The 24331-nt window shown below is 53.6% G+C and carries 26 protein-coding genes; 15 read left to right on the forward strand and 11 right to left on the reverse strand.

Annotated features, from left to right (window positions below; genetic code table 11):
* Positions 1–69 precede the first annotated feature (69 nt).
* The 7 genes from rfaQ to coaD all read left to right on the forward strand — a co-directional run bounded on the left by rfaQ (position 70) and on the right by coaD (position 7002).
* Entirely contained in the window at positions 70–1146 is a 1077-nt protein-coding gene (rfaQ, locus tag ACMYSO_RS13230) for a putative lipopolysaccharide heptosyltransferase III (RefSeq protein WP_434665172.1), read from the forward strand.
* On the forward strand, positions 1143–2270 hold the full coding sequence (locus ACMYSO_RS13235; RefSeq protein WP_434665174.1) for a glycosyltransferase family 4 protein: 1128 nt from the start codon (positions 1143–1145) through the stop codon (positions 2268–2270). The genes rfaQ and ACMYSO_RS13235 overlap by 4 nt, the downstream gene beginning before the upstream one ends.
* 2 nt (positions 2271–2272) lie before the next feature.
* The gene (locus tag ACMYSO_RS13240; RefSeq protein WP_434665176.1) at positions 2273–3367 is read left to right on the forward strand and encodes a glycosyltransferase; all 1095 of its coding nucleotides are present in this window, start codon (positions 2273–2275) and stop codon (positions 3365–3367) included.
* A gap of 30 nt (positions 3368–3397) precedes the next feature.
* A complete protein-coding gene (locus ACMYSO_RS13245; RefSeq protein ID WP_434665178.1) occupies positions 3398–4387 on the forward strand; it encodes a glycosyltransferase in 990 nt (329 codons plus the stop codon).
* A gap of 91 nt (positions 4388–4478) precedes the next feature.
* On the forward strand, positions 4479–5753 hold the full coding sequence (waaA, locus tag ACMYSO_RS13250; protein WP_434582530.1) for a lipid IV(A) 3-deoxy-D-manno-octulosonic acid transferase: 1275 nt from the start codon (positions 4479–4481) through the stop codon (positions 5751–5753).
* Positions 5753–6523 carry a glycosyltransferase family 2 protein gene (locus ACMYSO_RS13255; protein WP_434665181.1) on the forward strand — a complete coding sequence of 257 codons (771 nt, stop codon included), beginning with the start codon at positions 5753–5755 and terminating at the stop codon, positions 6521–6523. Before waaA ends, ACMYSO_RS13255 begins: the two co-directional genes overlap by 1 nt.
* A 2-nt stretch (positions 6524–6525) precedes the next feature.
* Positions 6526–7002, forward strand: coding sequence for a pantetheine-phosphate adenylyltransferase (gene coaD / locus ACMYSO_RS13260; RefSeq protein WP_100682896.1), 477 nt, complete (start codon positions 6526–6528; stop codon positions 7000–7002).
* A gap of 71 nt (positions 7003–7073) precedes the next feature.
* Here coaD and mutM read toward each other — a convergent pair whose 3' ends face one another.
* The 4 genes from mutM to radC form a co-directional block, all read right to left on the reverse strand.
* Positions 7074–7883, reverse strand: coding sequence for a bifunctional DNA-formamidopyrimidine glycosylase/DNA-(apurinic or apyrimidinic site) lyase (gene mutM, locus ACMYSO_RS13265; protein WP_434665184.1), 810 nt, complete (start codon positions 7881–7883; stop codon positions 7074–7076).
* Positions 7884–8031: 148 nt separating this feature from the next.
* Positions 8032–8199 (reverse strand): 50S ribosomal protein L33, encoded by a 168-nt coding sequence (gene rpmG / locus ACMYSO_RS13270; protein ID WP_003024094.1) that lies wholly within the window; start codon positions 8197–8199, stop codon positions 8032–8034.
* 20 nt (positions 8200–8219) lie between these two features.
* The gene (gene rpmB / locus ACMYSO_RS13275; protein ID WP_002436699.1) at positions 8220–8456 is read right to left on the reverse strand and encodes a 50S ribosomal protein L28; all 237 of its coding nucleotides are present in this window, start codon (positions 8454–8456) and stop codon (positions 8220–8222) included.
* Positions 8457–8785: 329 nt separating this feature from the next.
* A complete protein-coding gene (gene radC, locus ACMYSO_RS13280; RefSeq protein WP_123757105.1) occupies positions 8786–9451 on the reverse strand; it encodes a RadC family protein in 666 nt (221 codons plus the stop codon).
* Positions 9452–9625: 174 nt separating this feature from the next.
* Between radC and coaBC the strand changes: the two genes are divergently transcribed.
* The 4 genes from coaBC (at position 9626) to ACMYSO_RS13300 (ending at position 13170) form a co-directional block, all read left to right on the forward strand.
* Positions 9626–10837: a bifunctional phosphopantothenoylcysteine decarboxylase/phosphopantothenate--cysteine ligase CoaBC gene (coaBC, locus tag ACMYSO_RS13285; RefSeq protein WP_434670804.1), complete on the forward strand. Its 1212-nt coding sequence runs from the start codon at positions 9626–9628 to the stop codon at positions 10835–10837.
* Entirely contained in the window at positions 10815–11273 is a 459-nt protein-coding gene (dut, locus tag ACMYSO_RS13290) for a dUTP diphosphatase (protein ID WP_004868951.1), read from the forward strand. The genes coaBC and dut overlap by 23 nt, the downstream gene beginning before the upstream one ends.
* Positions 11274–11398: 125 nt before the next feature.
* Positions 11399–11995, forward strand: a complete 597-nt coding sequence (gene slmA / locus ACMYSO_RS13295; protein WP_434582523.1) for a nucleoid occlusion factor SlmA — start codon at positions 11399–11401, stop codon at positions 11993–11995.
* A 158-nt stretch (positions 11996–12153) separates the two neighbouring features.
* On the forward strand, positions 12154–13170 hold the full coding sequence (locus tag ACMYSO_RS13300) for an SMP-30/gluconolactonase/LRE family protein (protein ID WP_434665188.1): 1017 nt from the start codon (positions 12154–12156) through the stop codon (positions 13168–13170).
* A gap of 37 nt (positions 13171–13207) precedes the next feature.
* Here the strand turns inward: ACMYSO_RS13300 and pyrE are convergent, their stop codons facing one another.
* The 6 genes from pyrE to ACMYSO_RS13330 all read right to left on the reverse strand — a co-directional run bounded on the left by pyrE (position 13208) and on the right by ACMYSO_RS13330 (position 19492).
* The gene (pyrE, locus tag ACMYSO_RS13305) at positions 13208–13849 is read right to left on the reverse strand and encodes an orotate phosphoribosyltransferase (protein ID WP_123757102.1); all 642 of its coding nucleotides are present in this window, start codon (positions 13847–13849) and stop codon (positions 13208–13210) included.
* A gap of 59 nt (positions 13850–13908) precedes the next feature.
* On the reverse strand, positions 13909–14625 hold the full coding sequence (rph, locus tag ACMYSO_RS13310; protein WP_004868954.1) for a ribonuclease PH: 717 nt from the start codon (positions 14623–14625) through the stop codon (positions 13909–13911).
* A gap of 91 nt (positions 14626–14716) precedes the next feature.
* On the reverse strand, positions 14717–15856 hold the full coding sequence (locus tag ACMYSO_RS13315; RefSeq protein ID WP_434665190.1) for an ABC transporter permease: 1140 nt from the start codon (positions 15854–15856) through the stop codon (positions 14717–14719).
* The gene (locus tag ACMYSO_RS13320) at positions 15837–16760 is read right to left on the reverse strand and encodes an ATP-binding cassette domain-containing protein (protein ID WP_434665193.1); all 924 of its coding nucleotides are present in this window, start codon (positions 16758–16760) and stop codon (positions 15837–15839) included. Before ACMYSO_RS13320 ends, ACMYSO_RS13315 begins: the two co-directional genes overlap by 20 nt.
* Positions 16753–17718, reverse strand: a complete 966-nt coding sequence (locus ACMYSO_RS13325; protein WP_434665196.1) for an HlyD family secretion protein — start codon at positions 17716–17718, stop codon at positions 16753–16755. The genes ACMYSO_RS13320 and ACMYSO_RS13325 overlap by 8 nt, the downstream gene beginning before the upstream one ends.
* 70 nt (positions 17719–17788) lie before the next feature.
* Complete coding sequence (locus tag ACMYSO_RS13330) at positions 17789–19492, reverse strand: lysophospholipid acyltransferase family protein (RefSeq protein ID WP_434670805.1); 1704 nt, start codon at positions 19490–19492, stop codon at positions 17789–17791.
* Between the two features lie 250 nt (positions 19493–19742).
* Between ACMYSO_RS13330 and ACMYSO_RS13335 the strand changes: the two genes are divergently transcribed.
* Positions 19743–20606, forward strand: coding sequence for a YicC/YloC family endoribonuclease (locus ACMYSO_RS13335; RefSeq protein WP_434582517.1), 864 nt, complete (start codon positions 19743–19745; stop codon positions 20604–20606).
* Positions 20607–20812: 206 nt separating this feature from the next.
* Complete coding sequence (locus tag ACMYSO_RS13340) at positions 20813–21430, forward strand: trimeric intracellular cation channel family protein (RefSeq protein WP_434582516.1); 618 nt, start codon at positions 20813–20815, stop codon at positions 21428–21430.
* 5 nt (positions 21431–21435) lie between these two features.
* Here ACMYSO_RS13340 and ligB read toward each other — a convergent pair whose 3' ends face one another.
* A complete protein-coding gene (ligB, locus tag ACMYSO_RS13345; protein WP_434665198.1) occupies positions 21436–23112 on the reverse strand; it encodes an NAD-dependent DNA ligase LigB in 1677 nt (558 codons plus the stop codon).
* A gap of 258 nt (positions 23113–23370) precedes the next feature.
* On the opposite strand from ligB, the gene gmk reads away from it, so the two are divergent.
* Entirely contained in the window at positions 23371–23994 is a 624-nt protein-coding gene (gene gmk / locus ACMYSO_RS13350; protein ID WP_123757098.1) for a guanylate kinase, read from the forward strand.
* Between the two features lie 54 nt (positions 23995–24048).
* The gene (rpoZ, locus tag ACMYSO_RS13355) at positions 24049–24324 is read left to right on the forward strand and encodes a DNA-directed RNA polymerase subunit omega (protein WP_004868966.1); all 276 of its coding nucleotides are present in this window, start codon (positions 24049–24051) and stop codon (positions 24322–24324) included.
* The last annotated feature ends 7 nt before the right edge of the window (positions 24325–24331 follow it).

Below are 24331 nucleotides of genomic sequence, written 5' to 3' on the forward strand. Positions count from 1 at the left end.
ATACAACGCTTCTCTCAATCTGTCTGATCCCCTAGAATCGGAAACCTGATACTGAATGAAGAACAGAGAATGACGCCTGAAACCCGCTCTCCCGGTACCGTGACCCCGGCGCGAATCCTGGTCATCAAGCTGCGCCATCATGGCGATATGCTATTGATCACGCCGCTCATTCACGCCCTCAAACAGCACTATCCCGCGGCCAGCGTCGATGTGCTGCTTTATGAAGAAACCCGGGACATGCTCGCGGCCAATCCTGATATCCAGCAGATTTTTGCCATTGACCGGCGCTGGAAAAAACAGGGGAAAGGGCATCAGCTCAAGATGGAATTCAGACTGATCCGCACCTTGCGCCAGCAGCACTACGATATGGTGCTCAATCTTGCGGACCAGTGGCCCAGCGCCATCATCACCAGACTGACCGGTGCAGCAACGCGTATCGGCTTTGACTTCCCGAAGCGCCGCCATCCGGCCTGGCGTTTCTGCCACACCGCGCTGGCCTCAACCCAGGCACACCAGCGCCTGCACACGGTGCAGCAGAACCTGTCGATTCTGGCTCCGCTCGGCTTCACTCTCGATGATGCCCCGGCGCGAATGGGCTACAGCGAACAGGACTGGGTCACCAGCCGTTCACTGCTGCCAGAGGGGTTTGAAAATCACTATATCGTGATCCAACCGACCTCCCGCTGGTTCTTTAAATGCTGGCAGGAAGATCGCATGAGCGCCGTGATTAACGCGCTGTCTGACGCCGGCTACGCCATCGTCCTGACCTCCGGGCCGGATGCCAAAGAGAAGCAGATGGTAGAAACCATTATCGCCGGCAGCCCGCAGGCGCGCCTGCACTCGCTTGCCGGTCAGCTGTCCCTGCGTCAGCTGGCGGCGGTTATCGACCATGCCCGCCTGTTTATCGGCGTGGATTCCGTGCCCATGCATATGGCAGCCGCCCTCGGCACGCCGCTGGTGGCGCTGTTCGGCCCGTCGAAGCTAACGTTCTGGCGTCCGTGGCAGGCACAAGGCGAAGTCATTTGGGCCGGCGATTTCGGTCCCCTGCCTGATCCTGACGATATCGATACCGGTACCACCGAACGGTATCTCGATTTAATCCCCACCGACGCGGTGATCGCGGCGGCGAAAAAGGTACTGGCATGAGTACATTCAGGCTGGCCCTGGTGCGACAGAAATATCGCCCGGACGGCGGCGCGGAGCGTTTCGTCTCCCGTGCGCTGGAAGCCCTTGATAGCAGCAATATTGAACTGAACGTCATCACCCGTGAATGGCAAGGGCCGGTCAAACCTGACTGGCAGATCCACATCTGCAATCCGCGCAAATGGGGCCGTATCAGCCGCGAGCGCGGTTTCGCCGATGCCGCGCGCCAGCTGTGGCAGCGCGAACGGTTCGATCTGGTGCAGAGCCATGAACGTATCCCTGGCTGCGACCTCTATCGCGCCGGTGACGGCGTCCACCAGCGCTGGCTGCACCAGCGTTCGCGTATTCTGCCCGGCTGGAAAAGCCGTCTGCTGTTTGCTGACCGCTATCATCGCTATGTCATGCAGGCCGAACGGGAAATGTATCAGGACCCGCATCTGCGGGGAGTTATCTGTAATGCCTCGATGATCAAGCAAGAGATCATCGAGGATTTTGCAATCCCGGCAGAGAAGATCCACGTTATCTACAACGCCATTGACCATCAGCGGTTCCTGCCGCCCACCGCCGAGGCCTTTGCGGCCCTGCGCACGCAGTGGGATCTCCCGCTACAGGCGACCTGCCTGGTATACGTCGGGTCTGGTTTTGAGCGTAAAGGGCTGGAGGCGGCGATTCGCGCCATTGCGCCCACCGACCGCTATCTGCTGGTGGTGGGCAAAGACAAAGATCAGAACCGCTACCAGTCGCTGGCGAAAACGCTGCACTGTGAAAACCGGGTACGCTTCTTCGGGATGCAGTCGGAAACCCTGCCGTTTTACCAGATGGCCGACGGCCTGCTGCTGCCAACGTTGTATGACCCGTTCCCTAACGTCATTCTGGAAGCCATGGCCTGCGGTCTGCCGGTGATCACCACCACCGGCTGCGGTGGTCAGGAGTTTATCGTTCAGGGTCACAACGGATATGTCTGCGACGCGCTGGATATTCCGGCGCTACAGCAGGCGGTGGTCGCGCTTCCCGCTCGTGCGCTGGGCTCCAGCGAAGGCGAGCGCGCCCGGGAACGCATTATGGACTGCACCAGCGAACGCTTGTCAGCGCAGCTGCTCTCCCTCTATCAGGATCTGGTGAAATAGCGATGCGCATACTGTTTATCATTGACGGCCTGCCCGGCGGCGGCGCCGAAAAAGTGGTGCTGACGCTGGCAGAGCATTTTCTGAGCCAGGGTGAACGGGTGTCACTATTTTCCCTGCGCGACGTCTGCGAATATCCGCTGCCGGAAGGGTTGGATTACCAGGTCATTAGCGACGGTTGCCGCGCTCCGTGGCGCAAGCTCACCGAACTGTCGCGCCGCGCCCGCCAGCTGGATGCAGCCATCGCGCAGGCCGAGCAGCAGGGCGAGTTCGATCTGGTACTCTCCAGCCTGCATAAAACCGACCGCATCGTCGCCCGCAGCCGTCAGCTCGCCCACCGTAACCTCTGGTTCTGCCTGCATGGTGTCTTCTCCACCTCATACCTCGGTCACCGCAGCGGTTTTGACCGTTGGATGAAGCAGCAGAAGATTAAGCGCGTCTACCAGGGACGCAACATCGTGAGCGTCTCCAGTGCGGTAGGCCAGGATCTGGTCGAGCAGTTCGCAGTGCGCCCGGCGCAGTTAAAAACGATTTATAACCCGTTCGACATCGCCGCGCTGCGTGCCGCCGCCGATGCCCCTAGCGACCGGCCAGATGGCGACTATATTATTCACGTCGGCCGTTTTCATCCCGGCAAGCGTCACGATCGCCTGATCGAAGCCTACGCACAAAGCGGCATTAATGCGCCGCTGGTGCTGCTGGGCCAGGGAAAACCCGAGCAGGAACAACGCCTGCGCCAGCTGGCGCAACAGCACCAGGTGGCCGACAGGGTTCTGTTTAAAGGCTTTCAGCAAAACCCGCTGCCGTGGATCAAACAGGCGCGGATGCTGGTGCTCAGCTCCGACAGTGAAGGTTTTGGCAACGTGGTGGTTGAAGCGCTGCTGCTGGATACGCCCGTTGCCAGCACCCGCTGTCCTGGCGGGGTCACGGAAATCCTCACTGGCGAATTAGCCCGCGGTCTGGCCGATCTGAACAGCCCGGCACTGGCCCGGACGATGCAAAGCATTTACCATAGCCCGCCGGCCATCGAACCGTCGACGCTGGAAAAATTCAGCGTCGATACGATTTGTCAGCAGTACCGTCAATTGCGTCGCGACTGACGCCGCTATTTAACCAGGATCGAATGATTTATGAGTCAAACGCCTTTACTGAGTATCGTGGCCGCCGTCTATAACGGTGAAAAATTCCTTGCGCAATTCTTCGAGTGCCTTGAGCAACAGCAGTTGGAAAGCTATGAACTGATCCTGGTAAACGACGGCTCGACGGACGGGAGCCTGGCGGTCATCGAGGCGTGGAAAGCGCGCCTGCAAAACGTGAGGGTGCTGGAACAGGAAAACCAGGGCGTCTCGGTCGCCCGCAACACCGGTCTGGCAGTGGCGACCGGTAAGTACCTGGCCTTTCCGGATATCGACGATAAACTGTATCCCGGCATGTACCGCACGTTGCTGGAGATGGCAGAAAAAGGCAACCTGGATATCGCCACCTGCAACGGCCGTTATGTTTACGAGACCCGTCAGGATATTCATCCGATTTTACCACCGGACCGCCTGCCCTCGACCGGGGTTTTGCCCGGCCACATCTGGCTCAAACAAGCACTGGACTCGCGCAAGTTCCTGCACGTCACCTGGCTGAATATCTATCGCCGGGAATTTATCATGCAGCACCACTTCCACTTTGAGCCAGGACTGCGTCATCAGGACATTCCCTGGACCACGGAAGCGCTGCTGGCAGCAGAGCGCGTGCAGTACACCAGCGAACAATTCTACGATTACTATATTCACTCGGAATCGGTATCGCATAAGCCGGACAACGACGATACGCTGATGCGCTCGGCACGCCACTACATGAAGATTCTGGAGATGCTGGATGCCATCAACGAGCGCTATCCGGACAAGGTGCGCCACATTTCTGCCTGCCGCTGGCAAATCGCCAAAGAGGGGCTGGGAATTATTCATACCTTCGATAGCATGAAAGATGAGTCAAAAAAGCATATCATCATTAAAGAGTTCTTTGACCGCGGCATCTGGCGCCTGATCTGGAAAAATGCACGGACCTTCCGTTTACGCTGGCGCCTTGGCCGGCGCTACCTGCGGATTAAACGTTATCGCGACGCGGCCTGACTCACAATCCCGTTGTTTCCGCCAAAGAGATAGCTTTACGCGGGCTAAATGCTTAGAATTTGCCCGCTAAAACATAAAACGGATAAATCGCTTGGAATTGCTTTATACCACCCTACTCTACCTTATTCAGCCGCTGGTATGGCTGCGATTGCTGCTGCGCAGCCGTAAGGCGCCGGCCTATCGAAAGCGCTGGGCTGAACGTTATGGCTATTGTCAGAACAAGGTAGCTCCGGATGGGATTCTGCTGCATTCCGTTTCCGTCGGTGAGACGCTTGCAGCCATCCCGTTAGTGCGTGCGCTGCGCCACCGCTACCCTTCCCTGCCGATTACCGTCACTACCATGACGCCGACCGGCTCCGAACGCGCCATGTCGGCCTTCGGTAAAGATGTCCACCACGTCTACCTGCCGTATGACTTGCCCTGCGCGATGAACCGCTTCCTCAATACCGTCCAGCCGAAGCTGGTTATCGTGATGGAAACCGAGCTGTGGCCCAATATGGTCGCCGCGCTGCATAAACGTAAAATCCCGCTGGTCATCGCCAACGCCCGCCTGTCGGAGCGTTCAGCAAAAGGCTATGCCAAACTCGGCAAGTTTATGCGTCGCCTGCTCAGCCGCATCACCCTGATTGCCGCGCAGAACGAAGAAGACGCCAATCGTTTTCTGGCTCTGGGCCTGAAGCGCAACCAGTTGGCGGTAACCGGTAGCCTCAAATTCGATATCTCCGTGACGCCAGAGCTGGCGGCACGAGCCATTACTCTGCGTCGCCAGTGGGCGCCGCACCGCAAAGTGTGGATCGCCACCAGCACCCACGATGGCGAAGAGCAAATCATCCTGCAGGCGCACAAAAAGCTGCTGGAGACCTTCCCTGATTTACTGCTGATTCTGGTTCCTCGCCACCCTGAACGTTTCGGCGATGCGCGAGACATGGTGCAGAAAGCAGGTATGCGTTTCACGTTGCGCAGCACCGGCGAAATCCCATCGAACGATACCCAGGTGGTGATCGGCGATACCATGGGCGAACTGATGCTACTGTACGGCATTGCCGACCTCGCCTTTGTTGGCGGCAGCCTGGTTGAACGGGGCGGCCATAACCCTCTGGAACCGGCGGCGCACGCTATCCCGGTCCTGATGGGCCCGCACACCTTCAACTTTAAAGACATCTGCGCCAAGCTGCAGCAAGACGACGGCCTGATTACGGTGACCGACGTGAGCTCACTGGTCACCCAGGTTTCCAACCTGCTGACCGACGAAGACTACCGTCTGTGGTACGGCCGCCATGCGGTGGAAGTGCTGCATCAAAACCAGGGAGCGCTTTCGCGTTTGCTGCATTTGCTGCAACCCTATCTTCCGCAGCGGAGCCACTGATGGCCCCCCGACTGTCCGTCGTGCTGATCGCGAAAAACGCGGCGGATCTGCTGGCGGATTGCCTTGCCTCAGTCAGCTGGGCCGATGAGATTGTGCTACTGGACTCCGGCAGCAGCGATAACACCGTCGAACTGGCCCGCAGCCTCGGCGCCACGGTTTATATCGACACCGACTGGCAGGGCTACGGCATTCAACGCCAACGCGCTCAGGACTATGCGACCGGTGAATATGTGTTGATGCTTGATACCGATGAACGCGTCACGCCGGAGCTGGAGCAATCCATTCGCCAGGTCCTGGAAGCGCCTGACAGCACTGCTGTCTACAGCATTGCCCGCCGTAACTATTTCCTTGGTCGCTTTATGCGCCATAGCGGTTGGTACCCCGACCGCGTGATGCGTTTGTACGAACGCCGCCGTTTCCGCTATAACAATAATCTGGTGCACGAATCCCTTGATGCCAAAGGGGCGCAGGTTATCGAACTGTCAGGTGATTTACTGCATCTGACCTGCCGTGACTTTTCTGGCTTCCAGCAAAAGCAGCTGGCCTATGCCACCGCCTGGGCGCAGGAGCGCCACCAGAAGGGGAAGAAGACCTCTCTGGCAAGCATCTTTGGTCATACGCTGGGCGCATTCGTCAAAACGCTGCTGCTGCGCGGGGGCGTGCTGGATGGTAAACAGGGCTGGCTACTCGCTGTGGTCAACGCGCAGTATACGTTTAATAAATACACCGAGCTGTGGGCGCTAAGCCACGGCTACTCAGAGAAAGTGTAATTATGAGCACAAAAGCGATCTATCCTGGGACCTTCGACCCCATAACCAACGGCCATATCGATATCGTCACCCGGGCGGCCAGCATGTTTGACAAGGTGCTGTTGGCCATTGCCGCCAGCCCGAGCAAGAAGCCGATGTTCACCCTCGATGAACGTATCGCGCTGGCAGAACAGGCGACGGCGCATCTGGTCAACGTCGAGGTGATTGGCTTTAGCGATCTGATGGCGAATTTTGCCCGCGCTCAGCAGGCGAATATTTTGATTCGCGGCTTACGCGCGGTGGCGGATTTCGAATATGAGATGCAGCTGGCGCACATGAACCGCCATCTGATGCCGACGCTGGAAAGCGTCTTTCTGATGCCGTGCAAAGAGTGGTCGTTTATCTCTTCCTCGCTGGTGAAGGAAGTGGCACGCCACCAGGGTGATGTGTCCCACTTTCTTCCTGCCAACGTACACCAGGCGCTGCTGAAGAAGCTGTAGGACGCGCTTCCCGGCTACCTGTCCACAGACAGCCGGGAACCTGTAGCCGGGATCAACGTAACCACCACGCTTTACTTCTGGCACTGACGACAATAAAACGTCGCCCGCTGCGCATGTTTACTGGCGATAATCGGCGTACCACAGATGCGGCAAGGCTCGCCTTTGCGGCCATACACCTGCAGCTCCTGGGCAAAATACCCCGGTTTACCGTCACTTTGCAGGAAATCCTTCAACGTCGTTCCACCCTGCTCAATCGAGCGCAACAACACCGCTTTAATCACCTTGACCAGCCGCTCACACTCTTCACGCGACAGCGACGAGGCCAGCCGATCGGGATGGATCCCCGCGGAGAACAGCGATTCGCTGGCGTAGATATTGCCGACGCCAACCACCAGCTTGTTGTCCATCAGCCACGGCTTAATGGGCGCTTTCTTCTTCGCGCACTTCTGCTGGAGATACTCCGCAGTGAAGGCATCGCTCAGCGGTTCCGGTCCCAGATGGGCCAGCGCCGGATGGCCCTCCAGCTCTTTGGTCCACAGCCAGGCGCCAAAGCGACGCGGGTCGGTATAACGCAGCACGTAGCCGTTGCTCATCACCAGATCCACATGGTCATGCTTTTCGGCGGGCAGGTCGTCCTTGAGGATGCGCAGGCTCCCGGACATCCCCAGATGGATGATGATCCAACCATCGGGCAGCTCCAGCAGCAGATATTTGGCGCGTCGGCGTACGCTCAGCACCGGTACGTCGCTCAGGCGATAGATTTCGTCACTGACCGGCCAGCGCAGGCGTCCGTTGCGAATCACGGCGTGCTGGATGGTCGCGCCCACCAGATACGGTTCAATACCGCGACGGCTGGTTTCTACCTCAGGTAATTCAGGCATTTATTTTCCTCCGTTAACCTAACGTATTGTGATTCAGCAGCAGGCGTCTGGGAAGCAAATTCCCGGCAGGGGTTGTCCGCAAGTTTCCGCGGGACAAAAAGCAGAAAACCCCGCCGAGGCGGGGTTTTCTTTACATCGAAAACTAAAATTATTTGATTTTAGCTTCTTTGTATAAAACGTGCTGACGGACAACTGGATCGAACTTTTTCAGTTCCAGTTTTTCCGGCTTAGTACGTTTGTTCTTCGTGGTGGTATAGAAGTGACCAGTACCAGCAGAAGAAACCAGCTTGATTTTCTCACGAATACCTTTAGCCATGATTTATTTCCTCTTAGTACTTAGTACTTTTCGCCACGGGCACGCAGTTCGGACAGAACTGTATCGATGCCTTTCTTATCAATAACACGCATACCTTTAGCAGATACACGCAGGGTGACAAAACGCTTTTCGCTCTCAACCCAGAAACGGTGAGAGTGCAGGTTCGGCAGGAAACGGCGTTTGGTCGCGTTCAGTGCGTGGGAACGGTTGTTACCGGTCACCGGACGCTTGCCAGTAACTTGGCAGACTCGGGACATGTCTATTCTCCAAAAATCAAATTAGCTCGAGCTTCGTATGGGGTATTGGCGCCTCGTCAGGCTTTACAGCCCGGTCATCGCAGTTCTACACGTCATCTTTCAAGCTGCTTCAGCGTTGGCTCACCCAGGTCATGTACAGAGTACGTTCCCAGGGATTCACTCTCTTGCCGACTTGATGCAACCTGAATGATTGGGTGTCTAAGTGAACCATCGATTGCCAGGCCCAAATGCCAAACCCGAGATTCTCAAAGGTGGCGTAGTATACGCTGACTCAGCGATGTGCTCAAGTCCCGAACAGACAAAGATCCCGCGAGATCGCGTGATCGGGGCTAAATCCAGCCGCGCTCGGCAAAAGATACGTACGCACCGCGGCCGATTACAAGATGATCGAGCACTCGTATCTCCATGAAACCACAACACTTTACCACTCTTTCGGTAATCAGTCTGTCAGCCTTACTCGGCTCAGGACTACCGGACGGATGATTATGTGCAAGGATCACCGCAGCGGCGTTCACTTTGATGGCTTCGCGTACAATTTCTCGCGGATGCACCTCTACGTGGCTAAGAGTACCAGAAAAAAGCCGGCTATGTTTCAATACCCGGTTCTGATTATCTAAAAAGATCACGATAAAGATCTCCCGTTCTTCGTGGGCCAGATGGCTTTGTAAAAACTCCAGCGTCATCATCGGCGTTTCCAGGGAGGGTTCTGCAATCAACCGCAGGCTAAAATAACGCCGGGCCAGTTCGGCAATCCCCTTCAGCTGAGCATATTTTGCCAAGCCAATCCCTTCGACCTCATTAAACCGGGCTTTATCCGCCGACAGCAGGCCATGGAGAGACCCAAAGTGCTTTAGCAGGTCTTCCGCATAGACCATGACATCTTTCTGCCTCGTGCCGGTGCGTAAAAACAGCGCCAGCAGCTCAATATCCGATAACGCTTCAATGCCATAAAGCGACATTTTTTCCCTCGGCATGAGGGCTTCGTCGGCATCCATAGGACCTCTCCTTTCCAGTCCCGCCTATCCTGGCACAGCCCGCTGGCGCTGCCGACCACCGCGTCGCCCGCTTGCGTAGCGTCTCGCAAAGTGAATGCCTGGTAGCCGCACGACGGCGACAGGATTGTGGTAAGATGCGCGGATTCTGGTGTACTGCAACAGGAAAGAATCATGATGAGTCTGGCTGGTAAAAAGATCGTTCTGGGCGTGAGCGGCGGTATTGCTGCTTACAAGACACCAGAACTGGTGCGCCGCCTGCGTGACCGTGGCGCGGAAGTCCGTGTCGCCATGACCGAAGCCGCGAAAGCCTTCATTACCCCGCTGAGCCTACAGGCGGTATCCGGGTATCCGGTATCCGATAGCCTGCTCGACCCAGCCGCAGAAGCGGCGATGGGCCATATCGAGCTGGGTAAATGGGCGGACCTGGTTATCCTCGCACCGGCCACCGCCGATCTGATCGCCCGTGTCGCCGCCGGTATGGCGAATGACCTGGTCTCCACCATCTGCCTCGCGACGCCTTCTCCGGTCGCTGTCGTACCGGCGATGAACCAGCAAATGTACCGTGCCGCAGCCACCCAGCATAACCTGACCGTCCTTGCCTCACGCGGCCTGCTGCTCTGGGGCCCGGATAGCGGCAGTCAGGCCTGTGGCGATATCGGCCCGGGACGTATGCTGGACCCAATGACCATCGTCGATATGGCAGCAGCGCATTTTTCGCCTGTCAAAGATTTGCAACATCTCAATATCATGATTACCGCTGGCCCTACCCGTGAGCCGCTTGATCCGGTGCGCTATATCACCAACCACAGCTCCGGTAAGATGGGTTTCGCGATTGCCGCCGCCGCCGCCAACCGCGGGGCGAACGTGACGCTGGTTAGCGGGCCGGTCTCTTTACCCACGCCGCCGCTGGTACAGCGCATCGATGTGACCACCGCGCTGGAAATGGAATCAGCAGTCCAGCAGGGCGTTCAGCAACAGCAGATTTTTATTGGCTGCGCCGCCGTAGCCGACTATCGTGCCGTGGCGATTGCTGAAGAAAAAATTAAAAAGCAAGGTGACGAACTTACTATCAAGATGGTCAAAAATCCGGATATCGTGGCCGGGGTAGCCGCATTGACGACTCACCGACCGTTTGTCGTTGGGTTTGCTGCCGAAACGAATAATGTGGAAGAATACGCGAGACAAAAACGCGCTCGAAAAAATCTCGACCTGATTTGCGCTAACGATGTTTCTAAGCAAAATCAAGGCTTTAACAGCGACAACAATGCATTACACCTTTTCTGGCAGGATGGAGATAAGCGCTTACCACTTGAGCGCAAGGAACTCCTGGGCCAATTATTACTCGACGAGATCGTGACCCGCTATGATGAAAAAAATCGACGTTAAGATTCTGGACCCGCGTGTTGGCCAGCAATTTCCGCTGCCAACCTATGCCACCTCCGGTTCTGCCGGACTTGACCTGCGAGCCTGTCTCGATGACGCCGTAGAGCTGGCACCGGGCGCCACCACGCTGCTGCCGACCGGTCTGGCAATCCATATCGCCGACCCTTCTCTGGCGGCGGTAATTCTGCCGCGTTCCGGGCTGGGCCATAAGCATGGCGTGGTACTGGGCAATCTGGTCGGGCTTATCGACTCTGACTATCAGGGACAGCTGATGGTTTCCGTGTGGAACCGTGGCCAGCAGAGCTTTACGATTGAGCCCGGCGAGCGTATCGCTCAGATGGTGTTTGTACCCGTCGTCCAGGCGGAATTTAACCTGGTGGAAGATTTTGACGCCACCGAACGTGGCGAAGGTGGCTTTGGCCACTCAGGGCGCGCATAAGCCCAACCACAGTACATCCGCATCCCGAAGTGCATTAATGCAATAACATCGCCGCAAACGACCGTTTGCGGTCACTTTGTGGATGCCTGCCTGACTAGTGCTTATTTTCAGGGGTATTTTAAAACATGGCAGAAAAACAAACTGCGAAAAGGAACCGTCGCGAAGAAATACTTCAGTCTCTGGCCCTGATGCTTGAATCCAGCGATGGTAGTCAGCGTATTACCACAGCGAAACTGGCGGCATCCGTGGGGGTATCCGAAGCGGCGTTGTACCGTCATTTCCCGAGTAAAACCCGCATGTTTGATAGTCTGATCGAGTTTATCGAAGACAGTCTGATTACGCGCATCAATTTGATTTTAAAAGATGAAAAGGATACATCGGCCCGTCTTCGCCTGATTGTGTTACTGATTCTTGGGTTTGGTGAGCGTAATCCTGGGCTGACGCGGATTTTGACCGGCCATGCGCTGATGTTCGAACAGGACCGTCTGCAAGGACGGATTAACCAGCTATTCGAACGCATCGAAGTGCAGCTGCGCCAGGTGATGCGCGAAAAGAAAATGCGTGAAGGTGAGGGCTATACCGTCGATGAAGCCCTGCTGGCCAGCCAGCTGTTGGCGTTCTGCGAGGGCATGCTGTCACGTTTTGTGCGTAGCGAGTTTAAGTATCGTCCGACGGATGACTTTGACGCCCGTTGGCCGCTGGTCGCCGCCCAGCTGCAATAATCCGCACCTTTCACTATGCAGCCCAAAAGGCTGCATCTCATTTTTGATTTTTCTGTCATAAAGCCCATAACAATTCGTTGAATTGCCAGATGTTTTCGGCTCTACCTCTCTCATAACATCCTTTGATTGCATCTTTTCAATGGACAAGGAGAAGGCTGATGGCGACATCACGGCGGGAATTGCTCAAACTGGGCGGTCTGGCGACCGCATCACTATTGCTCAGTCAAAAAAGTTTCGCGACCTGGGCGCCATCTGCACGCTATCCCGACCCGCGTATTATGGCGGTGGATGACAGCTTTCGTCGCTATATGCTTGCCAGCGCAAAAGTCGAGCAAATCGCAACAGGTTTTCGCTGGGCAGAAGGACCGGTATGGTTTGGCGATACACGAATGCTGCTCTGGAGCGATATTCCCAATAACGCCATCATGCGCTGGGATGAAGCCACCGGTGAAACCAGCGTCTTTCGTCAACCGGCAAACTACGCAAACGGCCACGCCCGCGACCGGCAGGGACGGCTGATTAGCTGTGAGCACGACACCCGCCGCATTACCCGCACCGAATACGACGGTACCCTCACCGTCCTCGCCGACAGCTTTGACGGCAAACCGCTGAACTCGCCAAACGATATTGTCGTGAAGTCAGACGGCAGTATCTGGTTTACCGATCCGCCTTTCGGTATCAGTGGGTTCTATGAAGGGCACAAAGCTACACCGCAGTTGCCACAGAACGTCTATCGGCTGGATCCAGAAAGCCGCAAGCTGAGCGTCATGCTGGGCGACGTGAAAGGTCCAAACGGACTCTGTTTCTCCGCAGATGAGAAAACGCTGTACGTCGTGGAGAGCCGCGCGACGCCAAACCGCCTCATCCTGGCGTGGGATGTTGTCGATAACACTTTGAAAAACAAAAGAGTACATATTGACTGCGGTAACGGGACCGCGGACGGCATCGCCTGCGACATGGACGGAAATCTATGGTGTGGTTGGGGAACCGGCAGCGAGGAGCTGGATGGAGTGCGCGTCTTCAACCCTCAGGGGAAAAACATCGGCATCATTCAGTTGCCGGAACGCTGCGCGAACCTCTGTTTTGGCGGTGAGCAGCGCAATCGCCTGTTTATGGCCTCCAGCACCTCAATCTATTCGCTCTACGTTAATGCTCAGGGGGCGAAACTGGTCTGAAACCTTCCCGGCAGGTGATGGCCTGCCGGGCTGATGCTTATACCCCGTAGGCTTCGCGGTAAGCCCGAACCGCTGCCAGATGCTCTGCCATCTCCGGCTTCTCTTCCAGGTAGGAGATCAGCTCTTTCAAAGTGACGATGGAGATCACTTTACAGCCGTAATCCCGCTCAACTTCCTGAATCGCGGAGATGTCACCACGACCGCGTTCCTGACGATCAAGGGAAATCAGGACGCCCGCCAGTTCAGCACCGTGCGCCTGGATAATCTCCATCGACTCACGGATCGCGGTGCCGGCGGTGATGACGTCGTCGACCAGCATAACTCGTCCCTGCAGGGTGCTGCCGACCAGGTTCCCACCTTCACCATGGGTCTTCGCTTCTTTGCGGTTAAAGCAGTATGGCAAATCCAGATCGTGGTGTTCCGCCAGCGCCACCGCGGTAGTGGTCGCGATAGGAATACCTTTATAGGCCGGGCCAAACAGCAGATCGAAATCGATGCCGGAATCAACCAACGCCTCAGCATAAAAACGGCCTAACAGTGCCAGATCGCGCCCGGTGTTAAACAGGCCGGCGTTGAAGAAATAGGGGCTCTTACGCCCGGATTTCAACGTAAATTCGCCAAACTTAAGGACCTGTTTGCTAAGCGCAAACTCAATAAACTGGCGCTGATATAATTTCATGGAATAGCCCCTTACTATTTTCAGACAAAAAAAAGGCGACTTCTCAGTCGCCTTAAAAACTAGTTTTCTAACGCCGCTTTCTGCGTCGCCACAATGGATTCGATTCCCCCTCGGGCCAACGCCAACAGGGTGAGCAGCTCTTCGTGGGTAAACGGCTCGCCTTCCGCCGTGCCCTGCACCTCAATGATGCGACCATCTTCGGTCATCACCACGTTCATATCGGTTTCAGCTGCCGAATCTTCAACATACTCCAGATCGCACAGCGCTTCGCCGTTGACGATACCTACCGAAACCGCCGCCACCATCCCTTTCATCGGGTTGCTTTTCAGCTTGCCGGCAGCAACCAGCTTATTCAGCGCATCGGCCAGCGCCACGCAGGCACCGGTAATGGATGCGGTACGGGTGCCGCCGTCCGCCTGCAGAACATCGCAGTCGAGGGTAATGGTGAATTCGCCGAGTGCTTTCAGGTCTACCGCCGCGCGCAATGCACGTGCAATCAGACGCTGGATTTCCATCGTACGGCCTCCCTGCTTACCTTTCGCCGCTTCACGCGCGTTACGAGTATGGGTTGCGCGTGGCAGCATGCCGTATTCTGCGGTGATCCACCCTTGTCCCTGGCCTTTCAGAAAGCGTGGCACACCTTCGTCGATCGACGCGGTGCACAGCACTTTGGTGTCACCAAATTCGACCAGCACGGAGCCTTCTGCGTGTATTGTATAGTTACGGGTCAGGGTGACGGGACGCACCTGATTAGCGCTACGACCTGCTGGACGCATAATGTTAACTCCGGCTTGAAACGAATGTGGCGCGCATTATACGGAATTTACAGCTAAATGCCCATGCCGATCTCCCGCCTCGTCGACGGCCTCAGTCCAGTGTTTTACGGTAAGATGTCAGGCTAACGGCAATAACAAATACCGCCAGCGCGATGAGCGGTAAAAGATCCGGCAGTAATGCTGTTGCAGAGTATCCCTTCAACATAATTCCCTTCATCAGCCGAATGAAGTAGGTCAGCGGCAAGCAGGAGCCGATAGCCTGCGCCCAGCCAGGCATACTGATAAACGGACTAATAAATCCGGAGAGCATGATGGAAGGGATAAAATAAAACGAAGACATCTGTAGCGCCTGTAACTGATTTTGGGCTAATCCGGAGATACCGATGCCGATCGACAGGCACAGGAAAACATAAATCACCAGCACCAGAAACAGCAACACCAGGCTTCCCTGCAATGGGATATTGAACAGCAGGATCGCCGCAACCAGAATGATGGTAGCCTGAAACAGACCAATCAACACAAAAGGCGTTATTTTTCCAACAATGACCTCGAGTCCGGAAAGAGGAGAGACCAGTATATTTTCTAAGGCGCCATTTTCGCGTTCCCGTGTAATCGATAACGCCGTCATTAGTATTAGCGTGGTGCTTAATATCGAGCCCATAATGCCCGGGATCGTATTGAACTGAGTGATGCCCTCAGGATTAAACATACGATGGATAATGAGTTCAAAATCATCATCTGCTTGTACTTTTTGCATCTCTCCGGGCAGATCCTTCTGAAACATTGACTTAGCGACATGAACAAGGGCGCTTATCGCATTCCCTGTGGTCATGGGATCGATTGCATCTCCCTGAACCAGCAGCTGAGGTTTCTCACCGCGAAGCATTTTTTGAGTAAAACCTTCAGGAATGGTCACGATGAATACCACATCGCCCTGGACAAACGCTTTCTGCGCAGCCTCTTCAGAATCCACGGGAACCATAGAAAAATAACCCGTGTTTTGGGCGCTGGTGACAAAGACCTGACTCATTCGCTCTGTATCGTAATTTAGTAGTGCGGTGGGAATATTACGTGGGTCCATATTGACGGCATAACCCAAAACGATTAACTGAAAAATAGGGGTCAGAATAACCATGGCAATGCTGACTTTATCGCGCCGTAACTCATGGATTTCCTTAATCACCACGCCAATCCAGCGCGTCAATGAGAACTCAATATTTAGACGTTTCACATTCATTCTTCATTAAATAGGTAAAAGCATCCTCCAGGTTGGTATCAACCTGGGAAAATTCATAGCCTTTTTGCGTAAACTCAAAAAGTGCTGACGTTAACTTAGCCTCATTTCGGGAGGTAATATAAAGCTGGTTGCCGAAAATGACCGTTTGCTCAATATCAGGCGAGCGCTGTAAAAGGCGTTCAAGCGCCGCCAGTCCGGAGCCGCTGGTTTTGACCGTAATGAGGTTCTGCGCCGATATAATCGATGAAATGGTCCCATTGGCCAGCAAGCGGCCATATGACAGGTAGGCGACTTTGTGACAGCGTTCGGCTTCGTCCATATAATGGGTGCTCACCAGTATCGATATGCCCCTGTCAGATAATTGATGCAACATTTGCCAGAACTCACGGCGCGCCTTTGGGTCCACGCCTGCGGTAGGTTCATCGAGGAACAACAAAACCGGCTCATGGAGCATACATGCTGCTAATGCCATTCTCTGCTTCCAGCCCCCGGAAAGCACCCTCGCCAACTGATGCTGTCGTGAGCTCAGGCCCAGTTCTGACAGTGCCTCGTCAACCCGACTTTTACGCCGATCGAGGCTATATAATCGGGAGATAAAAAGTAAATTCTCACGAATCGTTAAATTTCCCCACATAGAAAAATACTGGGTCATATAACCAATTTTTCTTTTTATTTTTTCACGCTGAGTAAATATATCCATCCCGAGGCAATTACCTCTCCCGGAATCTGGCGTGATTAAACCACACATCATTCGAATTGACGTGGTCTTTCCACTGCCATTAGGTCCAAGAAAACCATAAATTTCACCTTTAGCAACCTGAAGAGAAAAATCCTTAACCGCATGATTCTCACCAAAATATTTATTAAGGTCTTTAACATCAATGCACAGCTCATTCATCGAAGAGAGTCTCCACACTAAATGGCTGACCGACTCTCAACTGCATCGCATACTCTCGATCAGGCACAGCTTCAATCATGTAAATCAATTTCTCCCGGCGATTGGTGCTGTAAATAACCGGAGGCGTAAACTCAGCCTCCGGGCTGATATAATTAATCGTCCCTGGAATTGCCGTTGAGCAGCCGTCACATAAAAGCTTTACACTCATGCCAGTTTTAAATTTCCCAAGAATTGCCTCCGGGACAAAAAAACGGACCTTAATATTATCGGGTGGTAACAGGCTAATGATTGGCCGCCCCACGGTAGAACGTTCCCCGGCTCGGTATATGATGTCAAAAACCTGGGCATTCAACGGTGAAAAAAGCGTCGTTTGCTGTACATCCCAACTAGCCTTGTCGCGTTCAAGCTGTGCAGATTTAACCTGTGATTGCTGTTTTTCAATTTCATCCTGACGCGCAGGTAACTGACGGGCTTCTAACTGGTGAACCAGCTCTTCAACCTGTGCGCTTTTTTGTACAAAGTCATCTCTGATATTCTCCCATTCAGCGACCGATATCGCCTGCTTAGCATAAAGATCACGATATCGCTCAAGCTGGCGCTTTACCTGAGATTCCGAAGATCGGGCCTTTTTAAGCTGAGAACGTATAATATTTAACTGTTCAGGCCGTTCTCCAGACGCCAGGTTCCTTAATAAAGCGTGCTCCGCCTTAAGCTTTTCTTCGGCACGCTGCAAAATGTTCAGAGCGTCAAAAGACTCTAACTTGACCAGCGCCTGCCCATCTTTAACAAGATCCCCTTTTTTTACTAATACATGCTCAATCTTCGCATTGCTGGAAGACGACAGATAAACAAAGTTACCATGCGAGTATCCTGAAAACATATTATCTGATTTGTTATCACATCCTAAAACAAACAATATATTGATGCCAAGAAAAAATCTAACAATTAGTTTACACATTATAATACATCCATGTTCATCATCTTATTTTCTGCATCGTTGACGCTACGACCTGAATGTCATAATTGCATTAATTATTTTTAAGGTAATGGTTGCTGTAGATTTTATTTAACTTATCAATAGATGAAACATTCAACCCTGCAATTGAACTAAACGACCTGTCCCGAGTAAAAGAGTTGATGGATGAACCTCCAGGTGAGAACCATCTTGCCGCTTGTTTATAAGGCCAGGGTAGCTCATAACCCTTTTCTTTAAGAAGGCCATTAAGCACTAACCAGTCATCACTAAAACTTTCGGAAGAAAAAACATTATAAACACTTTCATCTTCGACTAAAAATGGTTCTACTGGAGAACAAAAATCATTTTCAGCAGGGAAGTAAATGTTATAGAACGCCACAATAAGCTGTTGAACATCTGTCGGGTAAGTGGCCGGAATAGTCAACACACCTAACAGGTACTTACACTCTGGATAGCATGTCAAAAAACAAAATATCCCCTGCCACAAATAATCAAGTGCATTCGTTTTTTGATATTTTTTCTGAATGAATCCACGCCCCACCTCCATACATTTATCTAAATACTCATATGCAGTATCATGATACTTAAACAAAGTATTGCTATACAGGCCTGTAATACCCTGTTGTGCCAATAACTCACCGACAGGAACAACACGATATGCCCCAATAATCTCTGCCTCACAAGGATCCCATAATAAGATATGATAGTAGCTATTATCATATACGTCAGTATCGGTTAACTTTCCCGTTCCGGCACCAATTTCGCGATAGCACTTCTCACGCAAGATCCCCAGCTCATTAATGACAGGTGAAGTATCTTCATTTGCATAACGATAAATAAGTATTTTTTTACCGTCACTAAACTCCTTTAGTACCTTACACGGCTTTAACGCCGTGATTAATTGACTTCTGCTTTCATCGCATTTCGCCGGCGGGATAGTACCAACTAATGCAGGCCCGTGATTGCCAATACTCTGGAGGTGTTTCAGACAGTGACTCGCGACAGATTGATGATCCTCATCTTCCAGATGAAGCGAACATAAATCAATTTGCTGTCCAATCTTTATCTGTAAGGTTTTACCACGATGCCTCAAAGATTCCCGAATGATCATTAGATTGGATAACTGGCGCCAAAACGTTGCCGTTAAATAGTATCTTATGCTATTTCTACCAGAGATATATAACGGTACCAGTGCTGCATTATTACGGGTTGCCAGTTGAAGAAAACCCGGTTTCCAGTCGTGCTCTTTCAACCCTGAGAGTGACCAACTAGCAAGCTTTCCAGCAGGACAAATTATTAATAACCCGCCATTTTTCAGGTGCTCATTCATTTCTTTGAATTTTTTCAGGCCCATTTTCCCAGCCATATTTTGAATTCCGATAGTCAACTCAGAAATTTGCGGAAAAATAATTGGCAGAAGATTATTCGAAACAATCTTTATGTCTTTCCTGACTTTGGCTACGGTATGAATTAACGCCATCCCGTCCATAACAGTAGGATGATTTGCAACAACAATAACCGGGCCGTGAGCGGGAATATTTTTAAAGTCATGCAGGTGCGTTTCACAACGAAAATGTAGAAAACTGAGCATGTAATCAACCCAGGCAACACCCTTTTCTTTCATGAAGTTATCTTTTGAAACTAACTGAGAAAGGTAGCTATAACCAAATGCCCATTTCATTAAGCTTCGTTTCCAGAAGGGTAACTCTACATTAGGAAAAAGCCCCTGAATAATTTTCTCAAAAATATCACCCATCATTATACTAACAACCTTTTAATATCGAAATTTAATATATTTTATTATTCCGATTATCAGTGATATAAACTTAAAAACAACCCGCAAAGATAAAAATCAAGTGAAAATAAGAATATGACTCGAACACGAAATCACATGAAAACAATCAACCGTAAAATAAACTATTTTGAGTATGTTATTAGTATTCCTGTTAAGTTCTGACGGGCAAAGCTATAATCCACCTCACTCTCCTTTAAAAACAGGAACGTCTATGATCCGCAGTATGACCGCCTATGCCCGGCGAGAAATCAAGGGTGACTGGGGCAGCGCCGCATGGGAACTGCGCTCGGTAAACCAACGATACCTGGAAACCTATTTCCGCCTGCCGGAGCAGTTCCGTAGCCTTGAGCCCGTTGTACGTGAGCGCATTCGTTCGCGCCTGACCCGTGGCAAAGTAGAATGTACCTTACGTTTTGAACAGGACCCCAGCGCTCAGGGCGAGCTGATTCTGAACGAAAACCTCGCAAAACAGCTGGTCAATGCTGCCAACTGGGTCAAAATGCAGAGCGACGAAGGCGAAATTAATCCAGTGGATATTCTGCGCTGGCCTGGGGTGATGGCAGCCCGTGAGCAGGACCTTGACGCGATTACCGCTGAAATTTTGTCCGCGCTGAACGGTGCGCTGGATGACTTTATCGTCGCCCGCGAGAGCGAAGGCCAGGCGCTGAAAACCCTGATCGAGCAGCGTCTCGACGGCGTGACCGCCGAGGTGACAAAAGTCCGCGCCCATATGCCAGAAATCTTACAGTGGCAGCGTGACCGCCTGGTCTCGAAGCTGGAAGATGCAGAAGTACAGCTGGAAAATAACCGCCTCGAACAAGAGTTGGTTCTCATGGCGCAACGTATCGATGTGGCAGAAGAGCTGGACCGTCTGGAAGCGCACGTTAAAGAAACCTGGAACATCCTGAAGAAGAAAGAGGCCGTTGGCCGTCGTCTCGACTTTATGATGCAGGAGTTTAACCGCGAGTCGAATACTCTGGCGTCAAAATCCATCAATGCGGAAGTGACCAAATCCGCCATCGAACTGAAAGTGCTGATCGAGCAAATGCGCGAGCAGATTCAGAATATCGAGTAATCACTTTTGCTGGCTCTCCAATGGTGAGCCAGCATTATTTTTTCTTATCTGTTTTTTCTCCACCGATACACAACCACCCATGAATAGCTAGCCATACCCAACATAATGCATTAGTTTTTCCTGGGGAAAATGCTTCACCTTAGAAAATCTCAATCGTGATCTCGCGCACAAATCGCTAATCTGCCCGGCATCATTGTGGGGGATTTATGCTGCTTCATATTCTTTATCTAATTGGTATCACTGCCGAAGCGATGACCGGTGCTCTGGCCGCCGGACGCCGCCGTATGGATACCTTTGGTGTCATTATCATTGCGACCGCAACCGCACTGGGCGGTGGTTCAGTCCGGGATATCCTGCTGGGACACTACCCGCTCGGATGGGTCAAGAATCCGGAATACGTTATTATTGTTGCCGTTGCCGCGGTACTCACCACCATTGCCGCGCCGGTTATGCCCCATTTGCGCCGTCTGTTTCTGGTCCTCGACGCCCTCGGCCTGATTGTCTTCTCTATCATCGGCGCACAGATTGCGCTGGATATGGGTGAAGGGCCGGTCATTGCCTCCATCGCGGCAGTCGTCACCGGGGTATTTGGTGGCGTATTGCGTGATATGTTCTGCAAACGCATCCCGCTGGTGTTCCAGAAAGAGCTGTATGCCGGCATCTCATTTGCCGCCGCTATCCTCTATATCGCCCTGCAGCACTACGTCAGCAGCCACGACGTGGTAGTTATCTCTACCCTGCTGTTTGGCTTTACCGCTCGCATGCTGGCACTACGCTGGAAGCTGGGACTGCCCGTCTTCAACTACAACCATAGCCCTCACTGATCGCGTCAAAACCCCGAAATACCTTGCCCGCTGAGCCAGCGCGCCAGCGCGGCAACCTCCGGGTGCTGAAGAAAAACAACCAGCTGCCGGGCACGCTCTGCGCCCACCCCAGGCAGACGCTGCCACTGTGCTTCATTGCGCGCCTGGAGCTGCTGCCAGTTCTCTCCCGTCAGACCGGCAAGTGCTACCTGAGGAATCGGTATTCCCATTGCCTGTATCCAGCGCAGAAACGGCTGCTCGCGAGCCAGATTAAACTGATGCCATAGCCGCTGCCCCCGTACTGCAGACATCCCTGGGCCCCTCGCCAGCTGCGAGGGTGTTAATGCCAGCCAGGAGAAAATATGCTCCAGCGGGTGCGCAAGCTGGATGGCCCGCCACACCGACGCCCCAACGCCATCAATATTCAGTATCGGTTTTGATGACAGCCAGACCAGCCGGGAGAGAAACTGTTCACTGCAGCCAGGCGTCAGGAAATGGCAGCTCAGTGGCGTAAAGCGTTCTGCTGGCGGCTGCGGTTTATTGCGCGGATTAACCCGCCACACCACACGGTCGATGCGCGGAATACCCTGGCCTGCCAGGCTAATTTGCAGCTGGTCGCCGCGGCCAATATCCAGACGCTTCCAGCGAGACAGCGACCCGACATTGACTCGCTGAACCAGCTTGTCATCCAGGCGCTCCGGTTCCAGCCGGGCCACTACCGCGATGTTTCCGCTGCGCCCAACGCGAAACAGGATGTCGCGCACTTCCATCAACTGCGATGCCGGGGGATATTTCCATGCGGCCACCCACTCTCCCTGCCCCGGCGACCAGTATCGCCCGGCGGGCTCCTGCCCACGGCGTACAACCACGCCATCGGTGGCAAACGGCAGCGCCGAGGTTAACCAACGCCCGCGCCACTGCTCAACCTGCTCCACCGTGGTGACCGGCTGCGAAAAACGAGTGCTATGGCGAAATCCGCCCTCTTTCAGCAGCCTCAGGCGCTGGCGCATGTCCTGGGGGCCATCTGGCCACGCCCAGATAAAAATACCCAGCTCCGCCAGTTGAGCGGGTGACTCCCGGCGCATCATCATCCCGGCGACTTTCGCACGGGCGTTCATTCCCCCCATCTGCTTCTGCACATGCCCGGTATGCTGTAGGAAAATCTCGCCCTGCAGTACGCTGTTCGTCAGCTCGCCTTGCGTAACCGCGGGAATCGCCGGGATCTGCCGCACTTTGTCCGTCCACGCCTCGCCGCTGCGCCCGTCCCCGCGGCTGATGGCCTGAGCCAGTCGCCCGTCGCGGTACACCAGCGTCACGGCCACGCCATCGACCTTCGGCTGTACCCAGAGATCCGTTTTGCCACGCATCCACCGGGCAACGTCAACCTTATCCGTCAGTTTACGCACGCCGGTATGCGCGACCGGATGGCTGGCTGCTCCAGCCGGCAACGGCGGATTATCGTCACGAGGAGAGTCTATTGACACGCAGCGCTGCCACTGCCGCAATCGCGCCAGCAGCTGATCGTAGACATCATCGCTGACCTCACTGCGCCCTTCACGCCAGTAAGCATTATTCCAGTCTGTGACCTGCTGGTTCAGACGAGCGATTTCCTGCTCGGCCAGCGCCTGCGGCCACTCAGGGCACGCCGCCCGCCCGTATCCCATCACCAGCCACAGGGCGATTGCCCAGAGCCCTTTCTGCATGATCCCGCCTCCTGTTTTTGCTCGTGGCCATTGTGTCGGAGAAGGTATTTTGCAGGCGATGGGCGATTTTTCAGGTTGCGATCGGGCTTCCTGACTTTGTCCTTCAGCGCAGCAAGAGGCAGCGAAATCAGGGAAACGGCAGGCAAAATGAAAGAAACAGAGGCAAAATGTGTGACAGGGACTGCGTCACAGTGCGGCGCCGTGTATAATAGGCTCGTATGTAGTTTCTCTTTCGATCATCACATACAAAAGACTCTCATGGCTCAAGGCACGCTTTATATTGTTTCCGCCCCAAGTGGCGCGGGTAAATCCAGCCTGATTCAGGCTTTATTGAAAACCCAACCGCTGTACGACACCCAGGTTTCTGTTTCTCATACCACGCGCGCGGCGCGTCCGGGTGAAGTGCACGGTGAACACTATTTCTTTGTTAATCACGACGATTTCAGAGCGATGATTGCCAGAGATGCATTTCTTGAGCACGCAGAAGTTTTTGGCAACTATTACGGCACCTCGCGCGAAACCATCGAGCAGGTACTGGCAACCGGCGTCGACGTCTTCCTTGATATCGACTGGCAGGGTGCTCAGCAAATCCGTCAAAAAATGCCGGGCGCGCGCAGCATTTTCATTCTGCCGCCGTCAAAAGATGAGCTTGACCGTCGCCTGCGTGGTCGCGGTCAGGACAGCGAAGAGGTGATCGCAAAACGTATGGCGCAGGCTGTTGCAGAAATGAGCCATTACGCGGAATATGATTACCTTATTGTGAATGATGATTTTGATACCGCCCTGAGCGATCTGAAAAACATTATTCGCGCCGAACGTCTGCGCATGAGCCGCCAAAAGCAGCGACATGGCGCTTTAATCACCAAACTGTTGGCAGACTGAACCCACATTCAGTATCATGCCCAGTCATTTCTTCATCTGTGGAGCATTTTAAGTATGGCACGCGTAACTGTTCAGGACGCTGTAGAGAAAATTGGTAACCGTTTTGACCTGGTACTGGTCGCCGCGCGTCGCGCTCGTCAGATGCAGGTAGGCGGAAAAGATCCGCTGGTTCCGGAAGAAAACGATAAAACTACCGTTATCGCCCTGCGCGAAATCGAAGAAGGTCTGATCAACAACCAGATCCTCGACGTCCGCGATCGTCAGGAACAGCAAGAGCAGGAAGCCGCTGAATTACAGGCTGTTACCGCTATTGCTGAAGGTCGTCGTTAATCACGCA

Origin of the sequence: Klebsiella sp. B345 (assembly GCF_051131735.1) — a bacterium.
Lineage (GTDB): Bacteria > Pseudomonadota > Gammaproteobacteria > Enterobacterales > Enterobacteriaceae > Klebsiella.